Here is a 13,991-nt window from a genome sequence, read left to right on the forward strand (position 1 = left end):
TGTTTACCCCAATTCCATCCTTCCGCTATTCTCCAACTGGGTACCGACGTGCAACAGCTGTTCCAAGGGGAGCGGCGGGCCGATATGGTACCCCTGCACAAAGTCCACTCCGATCGAATGCAACAGCGCAGCGACAGACGCGCTCTCCACATACTCGGCGATAGTGCGCGCCCCAAGGCGGTGCGCAACCTGGTTAATGGATTCGACAATGATCGGATCGACAACGTTGGATTCCATCTCGCGCACGAAGCTACCGTCGATCTTGATGAAATCGATGGCAAAAGCCTTCAGATAGCTGAAGGAACTGAGGCCATTGCCGAAATCGTCCAGCGCCACCTTGCATCCCATCCGTCGCAGCGAGGCGACAAATTCACTGGCCCTGTCCATCTGATTGACCATCGCAGTTTCAGTAATCTCGAAACCGATACGCCGCATCGGAATCGGCGTGTGTTCCAGCATTTCGATCAGGTGACGCTGGAACCCCGAATCCCCCAATGCCTCCGCGGAAATATTCAGCGAGAAACTGAACCCCGCACCGGCCACCTGGTGCGCCCGCCGCAGCAGAATTTCGTCCACGACCCATCGGTCGATCTGCAACATCAGGCCGTAGCGTTCCGCGGCGGGAATAAATGCCGCGGGCATCAGCGGTTCGCCGCGATCGTCCAGCATGCGCACCAGGATTTCGTAGTGATCTACGGACCCGACGTCCGCGGCGCGGACAATGGACTGCGCGCTGAGTGCAAGGCGACGCCGGTCCAGCGCCTCGCGAATAGTCGAGGCCATAATAATTTCCCGGTGCTGCTCGGCGGCGGCGCTCCGCGCTATTTCGTAGAGCATCACGGTGCCGCGGCTCGCGCGCTTGGCCGAATAGCAGGCCACATCCGCCTGACTGAGCAGGTCCTCCAGGCGACTGTTGTGACGGTTGATTTCGGTGATGCCGGCACTGGCACCCACGCCGTAGACCCGCCCTCTCCAGGGAAAACGCAGGGCGGTGATTCCCCGCAGCAGTTCCTCGCAGCGCGAACGGGCCTGCTCTTTGGTGCTGCGGAAAAACAGCAGGCCGAACTCATCTCCTCCCAGCCGCGCCACCCGGTCCGTGGCATGCAGCAGGCCGCCCAACTGCCGGCTGATTTTCTGCAACAGCGCGTCCCCCGCCAGGTGGCCGGCGCTGTCGTTGATCAGCTTGAAGCCGTCCAGGTCGATATGGACCAGCGCGTGGCGCTCACCGCTCTCTCGCGCGCTGCCTATGGCTTCGAGCAGTTCGCGCTCGAAAGCCTCGCGGTTGGGCAGGCCGGTGAGGTCGTCGTGGGAGGCGCGGTAACTGAGGTCGCTCTCCATCTCCACGATGCGCGCATTGCGGTGACGCTCGATGTTTGCGGAGACCGCCATCACGTAGGCGGGTATCGCGGAGGCGAACACCGCCAGGAAGAGAACAAAGCCTTCGCCCTGCGCCGTGCGATCGATGCCTGCAAAATGCAGCGACATCAGCAGTATGGCGACAAATATGACCGCCAGGGCCTCCAGCAGCTTGAGCCTGCTCGCCGCCCAGATCAAAGGGAGGCTAACAAGAACAAAGGGGTATGTTGCCAGTGGCAGTATCAGCAGGATACTGCTGATCGCCCACGCACCCACCAGCAGAAACCTGCGCAGGTCCGGCCCGCGGAACAGGCTGCGCAGTGTGTCCCACCGGCACTGCAAGGCGATGGGCAACAGCACCAATATGCCCACCGCATCGGCGATATACCAGGGGGGAAAGACCTCGGAGAAATTTCCCCGTCCAGAGGCATCCGCCACCGCCGCGCCGACCGCAGCGCTGCACAGGGGCGGCAGTACCGCGGAGAGCAGGGTAAAGCGCGCCCAGGGCCACAGGCCATCAAAGTAATCCTCCCGCGGGCAGAATCGACGCAATAGCAGCGCGGCGGGCAGTACCTCGCTGAGACAGGCGAGAGCATACTGGATGGCGAGAAGAATACCGAAACCGACTCCCACCCCGGCGGCGATAATTGCCGACAGAAAGGCGGCGATCAGCAGCGGCCAGTGCCTGTAGCGGTGACGATACAGAAAGGCAATGGCGACTGCGTCGGCAAACCAGATTGCCGCACCGCCGTTGCCGCCGCTGAGAAATTTTTTACACAGGGTATAGAAAACAGCACTCAACACCGCCAACAGCACTGCCGGGATAATAGGGGATTGGCGAGATTGTGACTGCATACCAGACATCCACTATCCGGGGTTATTTGGTATCGGAAGGTAATTTTTCTGCAATGGAGGGATCAGTTTCCGAAAATGGGCATCAATCGTCCCCGACCTCCATACATTTCTCCACCACCTGACACAACTGCGCCAGATCAAAGTTCGCGGGCAGCGCCGCATCGCACGCGTCCCCGCTGCTTTCGCCCACCGCGACAAAACGGATACCCGCCGTAAGCGGGTCCTCGCGCAGAATATGCGCCATTTCCGCACCGGACATTCCCGGCAGCGCCGCATCGAACAGCACGATATCGGGGTTCCGGGTGCGCGCGGTGAAAATCGCCTCGACCGCATCCGCCGCCACCAGGTGCCGGACCTGGGGAAATCCACTCAACAGCCCCTTCAGGCGATTGACTCCGCTGGGGCGGCTGTCCACCTGCAACAGTCGGCAGGGGGGCAGGTACAGTGTCGCCGCCGGCTGCGCTGACAGCTGCATCACCTCAACCGGTGCGTCGATCAGGGGGAACTCTATCCAGAAAATCGAACCCTGCCCCTCGTGGCTGTCAAAGTCGATACGCCCGCCCATTGCCTCGGTGAGCCGTTTGGCGATGGCCAGCCCAACGCCAGTGCCCTCGATCTGTCCCTTCTCCGCGCCGAGACGGTTAAAGGGCTCGAACACCTCTACACGCTTCTCGTTGGGAATGCCGCGGCCGGTATCCAGGATACTGAGACGCAGCCAGCCCTCCGCCTGGGGCGCGAAGTTGATCACCACGCGGCCGCCCTCGTAGTTGTATTTGACCGCATTGCCCGCCAGGTTCAGCACCACCTGCTTGAAGCGCACCGGATCGGCACAGATATACGCCGATTCCCAGCCCAGAGGTTCAAAAATCAGGTTCACCCGGCGGGTTTCCGCCAGCGGCTCCAGCAGGCGGGTACAGTCCTCCACCACGGCAGCCGGCTGCATCGGCTCCATGGATGGCGCCAGGCGGTTGCTGTCGATACGCGCGAGTTCCAGCACGTCGCCCACCAGGTGCAGGAGGTGCTGGCCGGCGCGGCGGATCTCACCCATGCGCTGGCGCTGGTCCGGATTCAGGCTCTGGTCCAGTTCCACCAGTTGGCTGTAGCCGAGGATGGCATTGAGGGGGGTACGCAGTTCGTGACTCAGGCTGAACAGCAGGTCTGCGCGATTGTCATTCTCCCGCCGCTGCCGGCTCAGCTCGTGCTCGGCGCGCGCCAGCGCCTCGCGGCTGCCGGTTATGTCCTGCAGCACCCCCAGCACCCGCTGGGGCTCGCCGTCTCTGTTTCGCTGCACGTGGCCGCGGGAGCGCACCCAGACGATACCGCCGTCCCGGTGCCAGAGGCGGAACTCCACATCCAGCGGCAGCCGCTCGCGAACATGGTCTTCGAGCGCCTGCTCGACGCGGGGCAGGTCCTCCGGCAAGGTGCGCTTCTTCCACTGGGCGAATGGGCTTCCGCCTTCCGTGTCCACCTGACTGAATTCGAAGCCGAGGATGGCCCAGCAGACCCGATCCAGGATTATCTCATCACTGCGCAGATCCCACTCCCAGAGGCCATCACCGATGTCGGCAAGTGCCTGCAGCAGGCGTTGCAAATAAGTCGGTTGCGCGGACTCGGGGCCCGGCACTTGTGGTGCAGCCAACTGCAGCGGGAATGCGGCTTGTCCGGAAGAGGGTCGCTCGAGCACTCGGATCACTATGGTTACCAGTCAGTTACCGGCTAGTGAAACACTTATCCCCGCACAGGGGAAGAGTACAGGATTGCACTGCCGAAGCTGCTCACAAAGTGAGAGTTGAGTGCTCCTCAAAAAAAAGGGCCCCGCAAGCGGGGCCATAATCAGCGATGATGAGAGAAAACGGGAAGTCACGCATTAATAACTTTTGCCATAACCCGTGATGGATTCCCGGAGCGCGGGCCTTGCGGCCCACAGTTATTGTTAAAGCAATCGCTGTGCCAAGTTTGCAAAACCCGTCTCCACGGGGCCTCTGTGGCCTTGTTCCGGGCCCGGCGGGGAGTCGCGTGAACCAGCGGGGCGCCAAAAACCGGGGGGGCGCACCAAAGCTGCGCAATGTGACCCAAAGTTCTTAGTGGGTTCTCAAACTCTGGAACTGGGGTGTCTTGGGTCCAGAGGATGGGGTAGGATCACCCCTTGAGCGGACTCCGCCGAATCGGGCTATATACCTATTACCCTGTTCTTCCCGGGCACCGCTGTAGCATATTGAAAGGTTGTACTATGAATGCAGTATCCGAGACCCCGCAGCCCGCGACGCCGCCGCGCCTGTGGGTCACCACCATCCTGTTTGCCAGCACAGCCCTGGCGGCGCTGATCCTCGTGCCGCTGTATGGCGTGCTCTACGGCTATCACTGGTACCAGTGGCTGGCCTTCGCCGTCTATGGCGCCCTGTGTGGTCTCTCCATCACCGCCGGCTACCACCGTCTGTGGTCGCACCGCACCTATGAGGCCCACTGGTCCCTGCGGCTGTTTTTTGCCCTGTTTGGGGCCGCTGCGCTGCAGAACAGCGCGCTGGTCTGGTGTTCCGGCCACCGCCGCCATCACCGCCACGTGGACGACAACGAGCGCGATCCCTACTCTGCCAACCGCGGTTTCTGGTTTTCCCATATCGGTTGGATGCTGCGGGACTACCCCAGCGGCCAAGAGGATTTCGACAACGCCAAGGACCTGCAGCGGGACAAGATCGTGATGTTCCAGCACAACCACTATGTCCCCTTGACTCTGGCCATGAACCTGGGCCTGCCGCTGCTGCTGGGATGGCTCACCGGCGATATCGTCGCCATGCTGTTGTTGGCCGGCGTGTTGCGCATCGTGGTCAATCATCACACCACCTTCTTTATCAACTCCCTGGCCCACATGTGGGGCCGCCGTCCCTACACCGATGAGAACACCGCGCGGGACAACGACCTGCTGGCGTTCCTCACCTTCGGCGAGGGATACCACAACTACCACCACATCTTTCAGACCGATTACCGCAACGGCATCCGCTGGTACCACTGGGACCCCACCAAGTGGCTGATCAGAACCGCGAGCTGGCTGGGCCTGGCACACAACCTGAAGACGGTGCCGGCGATGCGTATCCAGCGCGCCATGCTCACCATGCAGTTCAAGCGCGCGGAGCGGAAACTGGAGGAATCCAATCATCGGGACAGCTGGCGCCAACTGGTGGAAAAGGAAGCCCAGCAGTTTTCCGCGGCCCTGGCGGAGTGGAAGGAGCTGCAGGCCCAGCGCTACGAAAATGCCCGCGAGCGCCTGCTGGCCAGATGGGAGAGTGCGGCGATCCGCACCCGGGTGAAGGAACTGGAATACAGCCTGAAAATGCAGCGCAAACGGCTGAATATTATGATGGAGCAGTTCCACCTGTGTCCGGCGCAGGTGGCGTGACGTCTGCCACAAAAGCGAGAAGCGGGTCTTTGAGCCCGCTTTTTTGTTCCATGCAGTCGGAAAACAGGCACGTCGCTGCGCTCCTTTGCCCATCCTACAAGGTAATAACCTCGATGCGAAGGCCCTGATGCCGGGTACTTCCTTGCGAGACTGTCTGCGAGAGGGACCTCGCGGACAAGCCTACAGGGACGTATTCACGGCGTGTCTCGCAAGGAAGTACCCGGTAGCAGGGTCGCCCATGGCTACGAATCAAGCGACTGGGCGATCCTGCTGTCGAGGGCTTTTTGCGGGACACGCTGTGAATACTTCCCTGTACGCTCGGCGTCGGCATCCATGCCTCCGACGGTCCCGCAAAAAGCCCTCGACATCAGGATCTTCACATCACGTCCATTACCTAAATGAACAGGATTGCCCACTTTTTGTCTTGGGGATTAGTCCGGTACACGCGCAGCGCGAATCTCTATTTCCACCAGCCAGCCATCGACCACCAAACCCGCAATCTGAACGAAGGACCGCACCGGCTTTTGCGGGTTTTCTTCCGTCCCAAAAAATTTCTGGTAGCCGCGGTTGAAGCCGGCAAAATCTAGCTTGCCGTCCGGGCCGGCAACCGCAAAGGCGCGCACCTGCACGATATCGGACATGGACCAGCCCTGGCTCTCCAGTGTCTCTTTGAATTTCTCGAAGGTGCTGATCGCCTGCGCCTCCATATCCCCCCAGCTGCCATCCTCTTCGGGCGAGGCACCGGAGCCGCTCAGGTAGAGGGTCTCGGCGCCCGCCGGGATGGAAATGGTCTTGTAGAAAAGCTTTCCCTCTCCCTCCCTCTTTATCTCCGCCGCGTGTACTCCGGCGCTGAATAAACACGACAGAAGCAGAGAACCCACTATTTTTTTCATTACATACCTACCTTTTCGCTTGGTTTGATAACTGGCTCGAGCTGATTGATATAACTGATCACGTCGACCATGGCTTTGTCGTCTGGCAAGGCCTGTACCGCAGCGCGCATCTGTGCGCCGTAAGTATCCTTGGGGTGGCCGCCCCGATAGGCATTTTTGAAATTCCTGAGCTGGGTCAGCAGGTACCAGTCACTCTGCCCCACCAGGGCCGGAGCGCCCAGCGCCTCGTTGCCGCCGGCCCCGGCGCCGTGGCAGACGGCACAAGTCCTGTAGAGTTTTTCCCCCGCTGCCACGTCACCCTGCAGGGTGCCCTGCGCAGACTGTACGGACCACCCTCCGGCCCAGGTGACAATATCCGCGATATGCTCGTCCGACAGCTTGGCCGCCATGGGCTGCATAGCCAGCCCCTCTGTGTCCTTCGGGTGCTTCCCTCGCACACCCGCGCGGAACATTTCCAGCTGCCGCTTCAAATACCAGGGCTCCATACCGGCCAGTCGAGGAGCGCGCACCCCGATGTTGCCCCGCCCATCGACACCGTGACATGTGGTGCAATACCGATGGTCGTAAGGGGCCTGCGGCTGAACCGGCTCAGCCGCAATAAGCGGCCCGGACATCAGGCCGATCAAACACAGCGCTGAGGTAAACAGTCTGGTGGTCATTATTCTCTCCGGAACTCCGAGTAACGACCTCAGGCCGCGTGCGTAGCTGTGGATTGCAGCCGGTGGGCAAAGTCGGCCAGGGCGCGGTGCGTCGACTGAATCGCACTTTCCTGCCAGGCGACATGCGTGCTCACCTGATCGCCGATAAAGTAATGCCGCCCGTTCGCCGGCTGTACCAGGGTCGCCATCATGGCTTCCTCAGTGGAGTTGAGGGCCCGGTAGCTTTCAGTCCAGCGGGCGGCACAACCCAGCATATGATTGATCCGGTGCCAGGCGATGGTGATACCTTTCTCGACCTGCTGGCGATAATCCGGGTGCACTTTTTCCCCCTGCTGCAACAGCGCTTCGATGCGCTGCCCCTGGGTCATATTGGTAAAATGCATTCCGCCGACAAAGTCATAGGCGGCGAGGACAATGCCTTTTTCCTTATGAATACCATGTGGCGGGTACCAGATCTGCCTGATGGGTGCGTTGACCCAGGTGATGCCGCCATAGATATCCTCGTCCTCCCAGAAACGGGTCCTGGCCTGGAATGCCGCCTTGTAGGCCCGACCGCGGCGGATATGCTCCATGGCCTGCAGGTACTCGGTCGGGAAGTTGTTTGGAATGCCGGTCAGCAGGTGAGAGGGAATGCAGTTGAACACAGTGTCCACCTGCAAAAGCTCGCGCGCGCCGTCCTGGCCGTAGACCACATCCACGCCGTCGTCCTTGATGGTGATCGCCGTCACCGGCGCGCGATATTTAACGCGATCACCCAGCTGGCGCAGGAAACCTTTGATAATCATGTCCATGCCGCCGACGGGTTGCATCAGTACGGGGCCGGTCTCCCCTTCGTTAGCCGTCAGTGACAACTGCACGAACTCGGACTGCATCAGATCCCTGAACGCAATCATATCTTTCTGGGTACCGTGGTCCAGGAATCCACCGCTGGCATAACCCGCGCGGAGACTGCCCTTGTACAGCAGGTCTTCACTCAGGTCGCCGAAGGAACGGATGATTTCCAGCAGGGATTCGATCTCGCCCTCCGCAAACGGCCCGTCGAGCTCCGCCTGTGTCAGTGACTTGGAGAACAGCTCCGCCAGAAAGCCGCGCACATTAGTGCTGTATTCGGCATTTCTTATCGGCCTGCCGCCCATGATCCCGTCGTCCTGGAAGTAGGCGGTTTTATTCTCGTTGATAAACAGTTCCAGCTCGACCCCAAGTTCGCGGCAATAGCGCAACACGCTGCGGTGAGTGCTGGGAATGCGCGCGGCACCGGCATTGAAATAGAGGTGAGGCTCATCGTCGAATTCACAGTACTGTCGGTTGCCGATCTCATCGATCAGATCGCCGTGGCGCACGGTGAAAACTCGGCCGCCAGCGCGATGGGAAGCTTCCAGAACGGTAACCTCGTGACCGGCTTTCATCAGCTCATAGGCGGCGGTGAGTCCGGAAATACCGCCGCCCAGTATGGCTACCCGTCGTTTGACCCTCCCCAGTTGCGCGGTATCCGGTTGGGCGACAGCGGTTGCCTGCGGAAGCATCCCCAGCGCGGAGCCGGTCTTTATCAGGGCGCCGCTGCCGAATGTGAGGCCCAGAAGCTGTAAAAAATCCCTTCGGCTGACGAATTTTTCCACGAGTACCTCCCGGAGGTCATAACAAATCTCAAGCTTTGAAGTTCAGGCCGGTGCCGGTGGGGAGCCCCACACGGACCGATCCCGAACATCAAATTCCATTCAACTAAAAATCCGCGTTCAGCCTGAGGTAGTAAAAACTGCCCTGCCAACTGACCGCTGTGTCGGTGGGATAAGAGGCTCCACAGCAGTAATCGTCGAGTTCGTCCTTCTCCGGGTATTCGTCGAAAATGTTGCGTCCGCCGACGGCGAGGGAATACATCTCGTTAAATTGATAGCTGCCCTCGATATCCACCATCACCACCGGATCGAACTCCTGCACCGCCAGGCCGTCATCCGCAGCATTGGAGTTTTCGTAGGAGCCGTAATAATTGGCCCTGGCCATCAGGGACAAGTCGCCGAACGAGTGTCGCGCGGTAAACACCCCGCGCCAGTTCGGGTTGAGGTTCTCGAAATCGAACTGGTCTTCCTCGTTGAGGAATTCACTGGGGTCGGAATCGAACTCTGTAGTGTTATAGTTCAAAGAAGCCGTCAGCGTGGTCGAGGAACCGTTGCTCCAGTCCAACGGATAGGTGGCGACGATGTCCACACCCTCGGTGACCGTGTCAAAGGCGTTGGCAAAATAGAATACGCCGCCGATGGTTTCGGCTCCGGATACACCAGCGCCTACCAGGGCCAGATAGTTGTTGTAGGCATCCCCCGCCGACGGATCCGTGGAAACGTCCAGGGTGGAGATTGCATAGGTGCGGTCCTCGATGGCGATATGATAGAAATCCACGGTGACATCCAACTCGCCCAGGCTGGAGGTAAAGCCGAGTGTATAGTTGGTGGATGTCTCGGGCTCCAATGGCGATGAACCGAGGGCGAGTGCCACATCGCTGCTGGCCGGGAACAGGCCGGTCGCCACCGGGAGGCCGTTGGGCAGGCGGGTGGATACATTTGTGGTGCCCTGCTGGCCCGGAGTGGGCGCCCGGAAGCCGGTGCCGATCGAACTGCGAATCCCGAAGTTTTCGTTGATGCTCAACTTGCCGGCGAGCTTGCCGACCACCTCGGAATCGAAATCGGAGTAATCCTCGTAGCGCAGGGCTCCCTGCAGGAACAGGCGATCGGTCACATCGGCACTGATATCCAGGTAGGCGGCGTAGGAATCCCGCGAATAGGTACCGGAGTACTCCGGGGAGTAGCCGGGGAATCCATTGGAGCCCACACCCACCACCTGGTACACCGGGTCTTCCGGGTCGGCACAGTTGAGGCTGGAACCACTGCCGATGGCACTCAGGCCCGCGACGGTCGCGGTACCGTCGTCGTTGCACAGGTCCCAAGGGTCTGTTACCGCATAGGGGCCGGCAACGTAGGAGGTTTCCTCGCCCTCCACAATCTCATAGGACTCATCCAGGTAGCTGGCACCGAACGCCAGCAGCACGGGGCCCACTGCATCGGTACCGATCTCGTAGGAGAAATCCGCCTGGACCTGCATTTCTTCGTTGATCAGGTCACCGGGGCGGAAGGAAGTGGGGGAATCCGGCCCCATTGATGGGTTGACCGTATTGACCAAGGTGTATTCGACTTCGCTGTTTCCACTCCGTGCGCTGAAATCGTAACTCAGGCCGCTGCCAAATTCGCCACGCCATCCGGCCACCAGCGAGTAGTCGTAGACCTCGCCAAAAAAGCGTGGGGTAAATCCACCGGGAAACTTTTCCAAGGGGCTGTAAATGGAGCCGTCCGCCTCGCGCAGATCCTCGATGGTCCCATTGCCGGGATAGCGGTAATAGAAGCTGCCGTCGGCTTCGCTCCTGGAGTAGTTGCCGAAGGCGTAGAATTCGGAATTCGCGCCCAGTTCATAGCCGCTGTTAAAGAACAGCCGAGTCGCTTCGCTGTTCGGCTGGCCCCACGGCTGCACATGATCCCCCGGACCTACGTTCGCACCGGCGGTCGCCGCCATGAAATCCTCGTCCTCGGTATAGGCCGTATAGGAAGCCGTGGAGTCGTAGACCGGATTGGACTGATCCAGGCAGAACCAGGGTTCACAGTACTGCTCGCCGCGCTCTGTGGCATCGGCTTCCGACCACTCGCCGGACAGGCTGAGGAAACCGTTGGCGCCGAGCGCTAGTCCCCAGTTTCCCTGAATTGTGGTCTGGGCACCGTCACCCTCGCTGTAGTCCCCGCCCTCCACGGTGAGACTGCCGCCCTCGCTGTTGTCTTTGAGGATAAAATTGATCACCCCGGCAATGGCATCCGAGCCGTACTGGGCCGCGGCGCCGTCCCTCAGGACCTCCACGCTTTTGAGCGCGGCGGTGGGAATAGTGGCTATATCCGGCCCCTGTGTGCCGGCCCCGCCGATCTCCACCAATGCGGCCCGGTGCCGACGCTTGGAATTCACCAGCACCAGGGTCTTGTCCGTGGGCATGCCCCGCAACTGGGCGGGGCGGATAAAAGTGCTGCCGTCGTTGATCGGCTGCCGTGAAACGTTGTAGGAAGGGACCAGGGTCTTGAGGACATCGTTGGTATCCGTATAGGCCACCTCCTCGATCGTATCGCTGTTGAAAACATCCACCGGCACGGGGGAATCGGAAACCGTCCTGGGCCGCCCCCGGCTGCCGGTTACAGCGACCTCTTCCATGATCTGATAGGCATCTTCTTGGGAGAAAGCGGGCGCCCCCACGCCCAGAGTGGAACTCACGGCGAGTGCCAGGGCACTCATTTTGAACAGATCGGGATTGGACTTATTCATTTCTCTACTAGCTCCCCAAATAATCGAACAGAACGGCTTACAGGCAAAACAGCCCGAAGCACCCCGCCTGCCCTTTACCAGGCACAGAAGATCTCGCGCTCTTTTGTGTCTGCCTGGTCGCACGCCTATCGGCGGTGCGGGACGGGAACATTTGTATGCCCGAAGGACCCTGAAAGTCCTCCTGCAAACCTCCTATATTCCTCCCAATTAGCTCCCACACCTGAATGCGGGGTAAGGTGGCATGGAAGTTGCACCGTCGATTAATGGGATAGACAGGTGCGGCCGGCCAGACGCTGTCAGCACAACACAATAAAAAGGTGCCTGATCGCCAGAGCACCGGATGCGACCGACATCCCTCCCTAACGGCGACATTGGTGTGCGACATGAAAGGCAATAATCCCGGGATAGATTTTTATATCGGCTCCTTCGGTATATCGGCTGATCGCTGCATCCTTGTGGGGAGCCATAATGAAGAGACCAAACTCACCCCCAAGAATATGGGGGTCCTGATTTATCTCGCGGAAAACGCCGATCGGGTAATCAGCAGTGATGAGCTGTTAAATAAATTCTGGAGCCCGGTTGCCTCGGACCACGCGGTGCACAAGGCGATAGCGGATTTACGCAGCGCCCTGGGCGACAATGTGCGTCGCCAGACCTATATCAAAACCCTTCCGCGACGAGGGTACAAACTCCTCCACGCACCCAGTCCCATATCTCCCGCATCCGCCTCTGAGGACAACGGAAAACACTTGGCCACTATGGGTAAACGGGTAATCGAATTCGGCGACTACTTCGCTGTCGGCTTGAGCGCGGCACTGGTGTTGGCAGTTTTTGGGTGGCTGATGAGGGAACCGGCATCGAAGAAAAATACGGATGTCATTACGGTGGGAATAGAACGGTTTACACACGAGGGAAATGTGTCCTCGGTGGACCGCGTTCTCAACGATGGATTGACCAGTAATCTGGCTGACCGGCTCTCGAAATCGAAGCGGCTGAAAATCATTTCCATCAGCGGGAGCAGGCGCGAACAGCCTCCTCCCGGGACCGACCACCTTGTCAGGGGCAACCTTTTACAGGACGATGACCGCCTTCGCGTGCTGGTGCACCTGGTTCGAAGCTCTGACGGCTTATTCGAATACTCTGAAAAATTTGATTTTGAAATATCGGAGCAGAGCCTGTTTGCGATACAGGACTACATTGCCTCCAGCGCCGCATTCAATATTGCAACGGCGCTGGATATCGAGCAGGACGACAACGGGAAAGTCCCGGAATACAGCCTGAACGCCGCGAATTCGGCAACCTATGAACAGTTCGCGAAAGGCGACTCCAAAGCTGCGGGCCAATAAAAACTGCACTGCCGGCGATCGGGTTGCAGGCCGGACGACCTCCCTTTTCTAATCGCTCCCCTTGGCGGCAAACTGGTTCATGGAATAGGCCACCCGCTCCTCTACATTTTTTTCCAGCTGTTCCACGTCAAGGCTTTCGATATGCTGCAGCCGCTTGCGCAAACCCACGCCGTTGGCGATCTGGATCGCCAATCCCGGGCGGGCATTGGCCTCCAGCAGCAGCGGACCCCGCTTGCGGTCCAGCACTATGTCGCAACCCAGGTAACCCAAGCCGGTCATTTCATAGCAGCTCGCGGCAAGCCGCACCAGATCGCGCCAGCCAGGCACCACCAGTTCGCCGAACGGCATCTGTGTGTCCGGGTGTTGGGAAACCCGCAGGCCGCGCTGTACCGCGTGACAGGATCTGCCGCTGGCAAGGTCGATGCCCACCCCCACGGCCCCTTGGTGCAGGTTGGCCTTGCCGTCGGAGGCGTGGGTTGAGCAGCGCAGCATGGCCATTACCGGAAAACCGCGGAAGACGATCACGCGGATATCCGGCACCCCCTCGAAGGAGTAGTTGTCGAACACCGGATCGAAATCCACCAGTGCCTCGACCATCACCCGGTCCGGCTTGCCGCCCAGGCTGTAGAGGCCGCTGTGAATATTGCTCACGTGGCGCAGGATATCCAACGCGGTCACTTCCGCGCCGGAAGTTTTCACGTATTTATCGCCATTGCGTCCGGCGATCACCAGGATTCCCTTGCCGCCGGAGCCCCTCGCCGGCTTGATCACGAACTGCCACAGGGGCTCGATCACTTCCATCACCCGCCGACGGCTGGGCTGGGTGTCGAAAGCGGCGATCAGGTCCGGCACCGCGATACCGTAACGCGCCGCGGCGCGTTTGGTACTGAGTTTGTCGTCCACCACCGGGAATTTGTCGCGGTCGTTATAGCGGGCGATATAGTTCACATTGCGCGCGTTCATGCCCAGCACACCCATACGCCGCAACAACAGCGGCGAGACGAAACCGCCGCGCAGCTTGCCGAAGATTTGCGATATCGAGACCTGACCCATCTGCTAATCCAAATGCAATCTCATGATTGGTGCCATAGGGTGCGCCGTGCGCACCGTTATCGGGGCCGGTGCAAGAGTCGCTGCTTCCCGG

The 13,991-nt window shown here is 60.0% G+C and carries 9 protein-coding genes; 2 read left to right on the forward strand and 7 right to left on the reverse strand.

Features of this window, described 5'->3' with window-relative positions; all coding sequences use genetic code 11:
• Nucleotides 1–3: 3 nt before the first annotated feature.
• Both PP263_RS10240 and PP263_RS10245 read right to left on the reverse strand, forming a co-directional pair.
• Nucleotides 4–2,211: an EAL domain-containing protein gene (locus PP263_RS10240; protein WP_308368328.1), complete on the reverse strand. Its 2,208-nt coding sequence runs from the start codon at nucleotides 2,209–2,211 to the stop codon at nucleotides 4–6.
• 82 nt (nucleotides 2,212–2,293) lie between these two features.
• Entirely contained in the window at nucleotides 2,294–3,904 is a 1,611-nt protein-coding gene (locus PP263_RS10245; RefSeq protein ID WP_308368329.1) for an ATP-binding protein, read from the reverse strand.
• Nucleotides 3,905–4,441: 537 nt separating this feature from the next.
• On the opposite strand from PP263_RS10245, the gene PP263_RS10250 reads away from it, so the two are divergent.
• Complete coding sequence (locus PP263_RS10250) at nucleotides 4,442–5,605, forward strand: acyl-CoA desaturase (RefSeq protein WP_308368330.1); 1,164 nt, start codon at nucleotides 4,442–4,444, stop codon at nucleotides 5,603–5,605.
• A 431-nt stretch (nucleotides 5,606–6,036) separates the two neighbouring features.
• Here the strand turns inward: PP263_RS10250 and PP263_RS10255 are convergent, their stop codons facing one another.
• The 4 genes from PP263_RS10255 to PP263_RS10270 form a co-directional block, all read right to left on the reverse strand.
• Complete coding sequence (locus PP263_RS10255; protein WP_308368331.1) at nucleotides 6,037–6,498, reverse strand: Rid family hydrolase; 462 nt, start codon at nucleotides 6,496–6,498, stop codon at nucleotides 6,037–6,039.
• On the reverse strand, nucleotides 6,498–7,157 hold the full coding sequence (locus PP263_RS10260) for a c-type cytochrome (protein WP_308368332.1): 660 nt from the start codon (nucleotides 7,155–7,157) through the stop codon (nucleotides 6,498–6,500). The genes PP263_RS10255 and PP263_RS10260 overlap by 1 nt, the downstream gene beginning before the upstream one ends.
• Nucleotides 7,158–7,186: 29 nt before the next feature.
• A complete protein-coding gene (locus PP263_RS10265; RefSeq protein ID WP_308368333.1) occupies nucleotides 7,187–8,773 on the reverse strand; it encodes an FAD-dependent oxidoreductase in 1,587 nt (528 codons plus the stop codon).
• Nucleotides 8,774–8,876: 103 nt separating this feature from the next.
• Nucleotides 8,877–11,501, reverse strand: a complete 2,625-nt coding sequence (locus PP263_RS10270) for a TonB-dependent receptor domain-containing protein (RefSeq protein ID WP_308368334.1) — start codon at nucleotides 11,499–11,501, stop codon at nucleotides 8,877–8,879.
• A gap of 383 nt (nucleotides 11,502–11,884) precedes the next feature.
• Here PP263_RS10270 and PP263_RS10275 point away from each other — a divergent pair, with 383 nt between their 5' ends.
• A complete protein-coding gene (locus tag PP263_RS10275) occupies nucleotides 11,885–12,847 on the forward strand; it encodes a winged helix-turn-helix domain-containing protein (protein WP_308368335.1) in 963 nt (320 codons plus the stop codon).
• A gap of 48 nt (nucleotides 12,848–12,895) precedes the next feature.
• On the opposite strand, the gene PP263_RS10280 is transcribed toward PP263_RS10275, so the two are convergent.
• Complete coding sequence (locus tag PP263_RS10280) at nucleotides 12,896–13,900, reverse strand: alpha-L-glutamate ligase-like protein (protein WP_308368336.1); 1,005 nt, start codon at nucleotides 13,898–13,900, stop codon at nucleotides 12,896–12,898.
• Nucleotides 13,901–13,991: the final 91 nt, after the last annotated feature.

Origin of the sequence: Microbulbifer sp. TB1203, from assembly GCF_030997045.1 — a bacterium.
Lineage (GTDB): Bacteria > Pseudomonadota > Gammaproteobacteria > Pseudomonadales > Cellvibrionaceae > Microbulbifer.

Coding starts and splice junctions, on each gene's coding strand:
- PP263_RS10240 (WP_308368328.1), bottom strand. CDS start 2,211: ATGCAGTCACAATCTCGCCAATCCCCTATTATCCCGGCAGTGCTGTTG.
- PP263_RS10250 (WP_308368330.1), top strand. CDS start 4,442: ATGAATGCAGTATCCGAGACCCCGCAGCCCGCGACGCCGCCGCGCCTG.
- PP263_RS10255 (WP_308368331.1), bottom strand. CDS start 6,498: ATGAAAAAAATAGTGGGTTCTCTGCTTCTGTCGTGTTTATTCAGCGCC.
- PP263_RS10260 (WP_308368332.1), bottom strand. CDS start 7,157: ATGACCACCAGACTGTTTACCTCAGCGCTGTGTTTGATCGGCCTGATG.
- PP263_RS10270 (WP_308368334.1), bottom strand. CDS start 11,501: ATGAATAAGTCCAATCCCGATCTGTTCAAAATGAGTGCCCTGGCACTC.
- PP263_RS10275 (WP_308368335.1), top strand. CDS start 11,885: ATGAAAGGCAATAATCCCGGGATAGATTTTTATATCGGCTCCTTCGGT.
- PP263_RS10280 (WP_308368336.1), bottom strand. CDS start 13,900: ATGGGTCAGGTCTCGATATCGCAAATCTTCGGCAAGCTGCGCGGCGGT.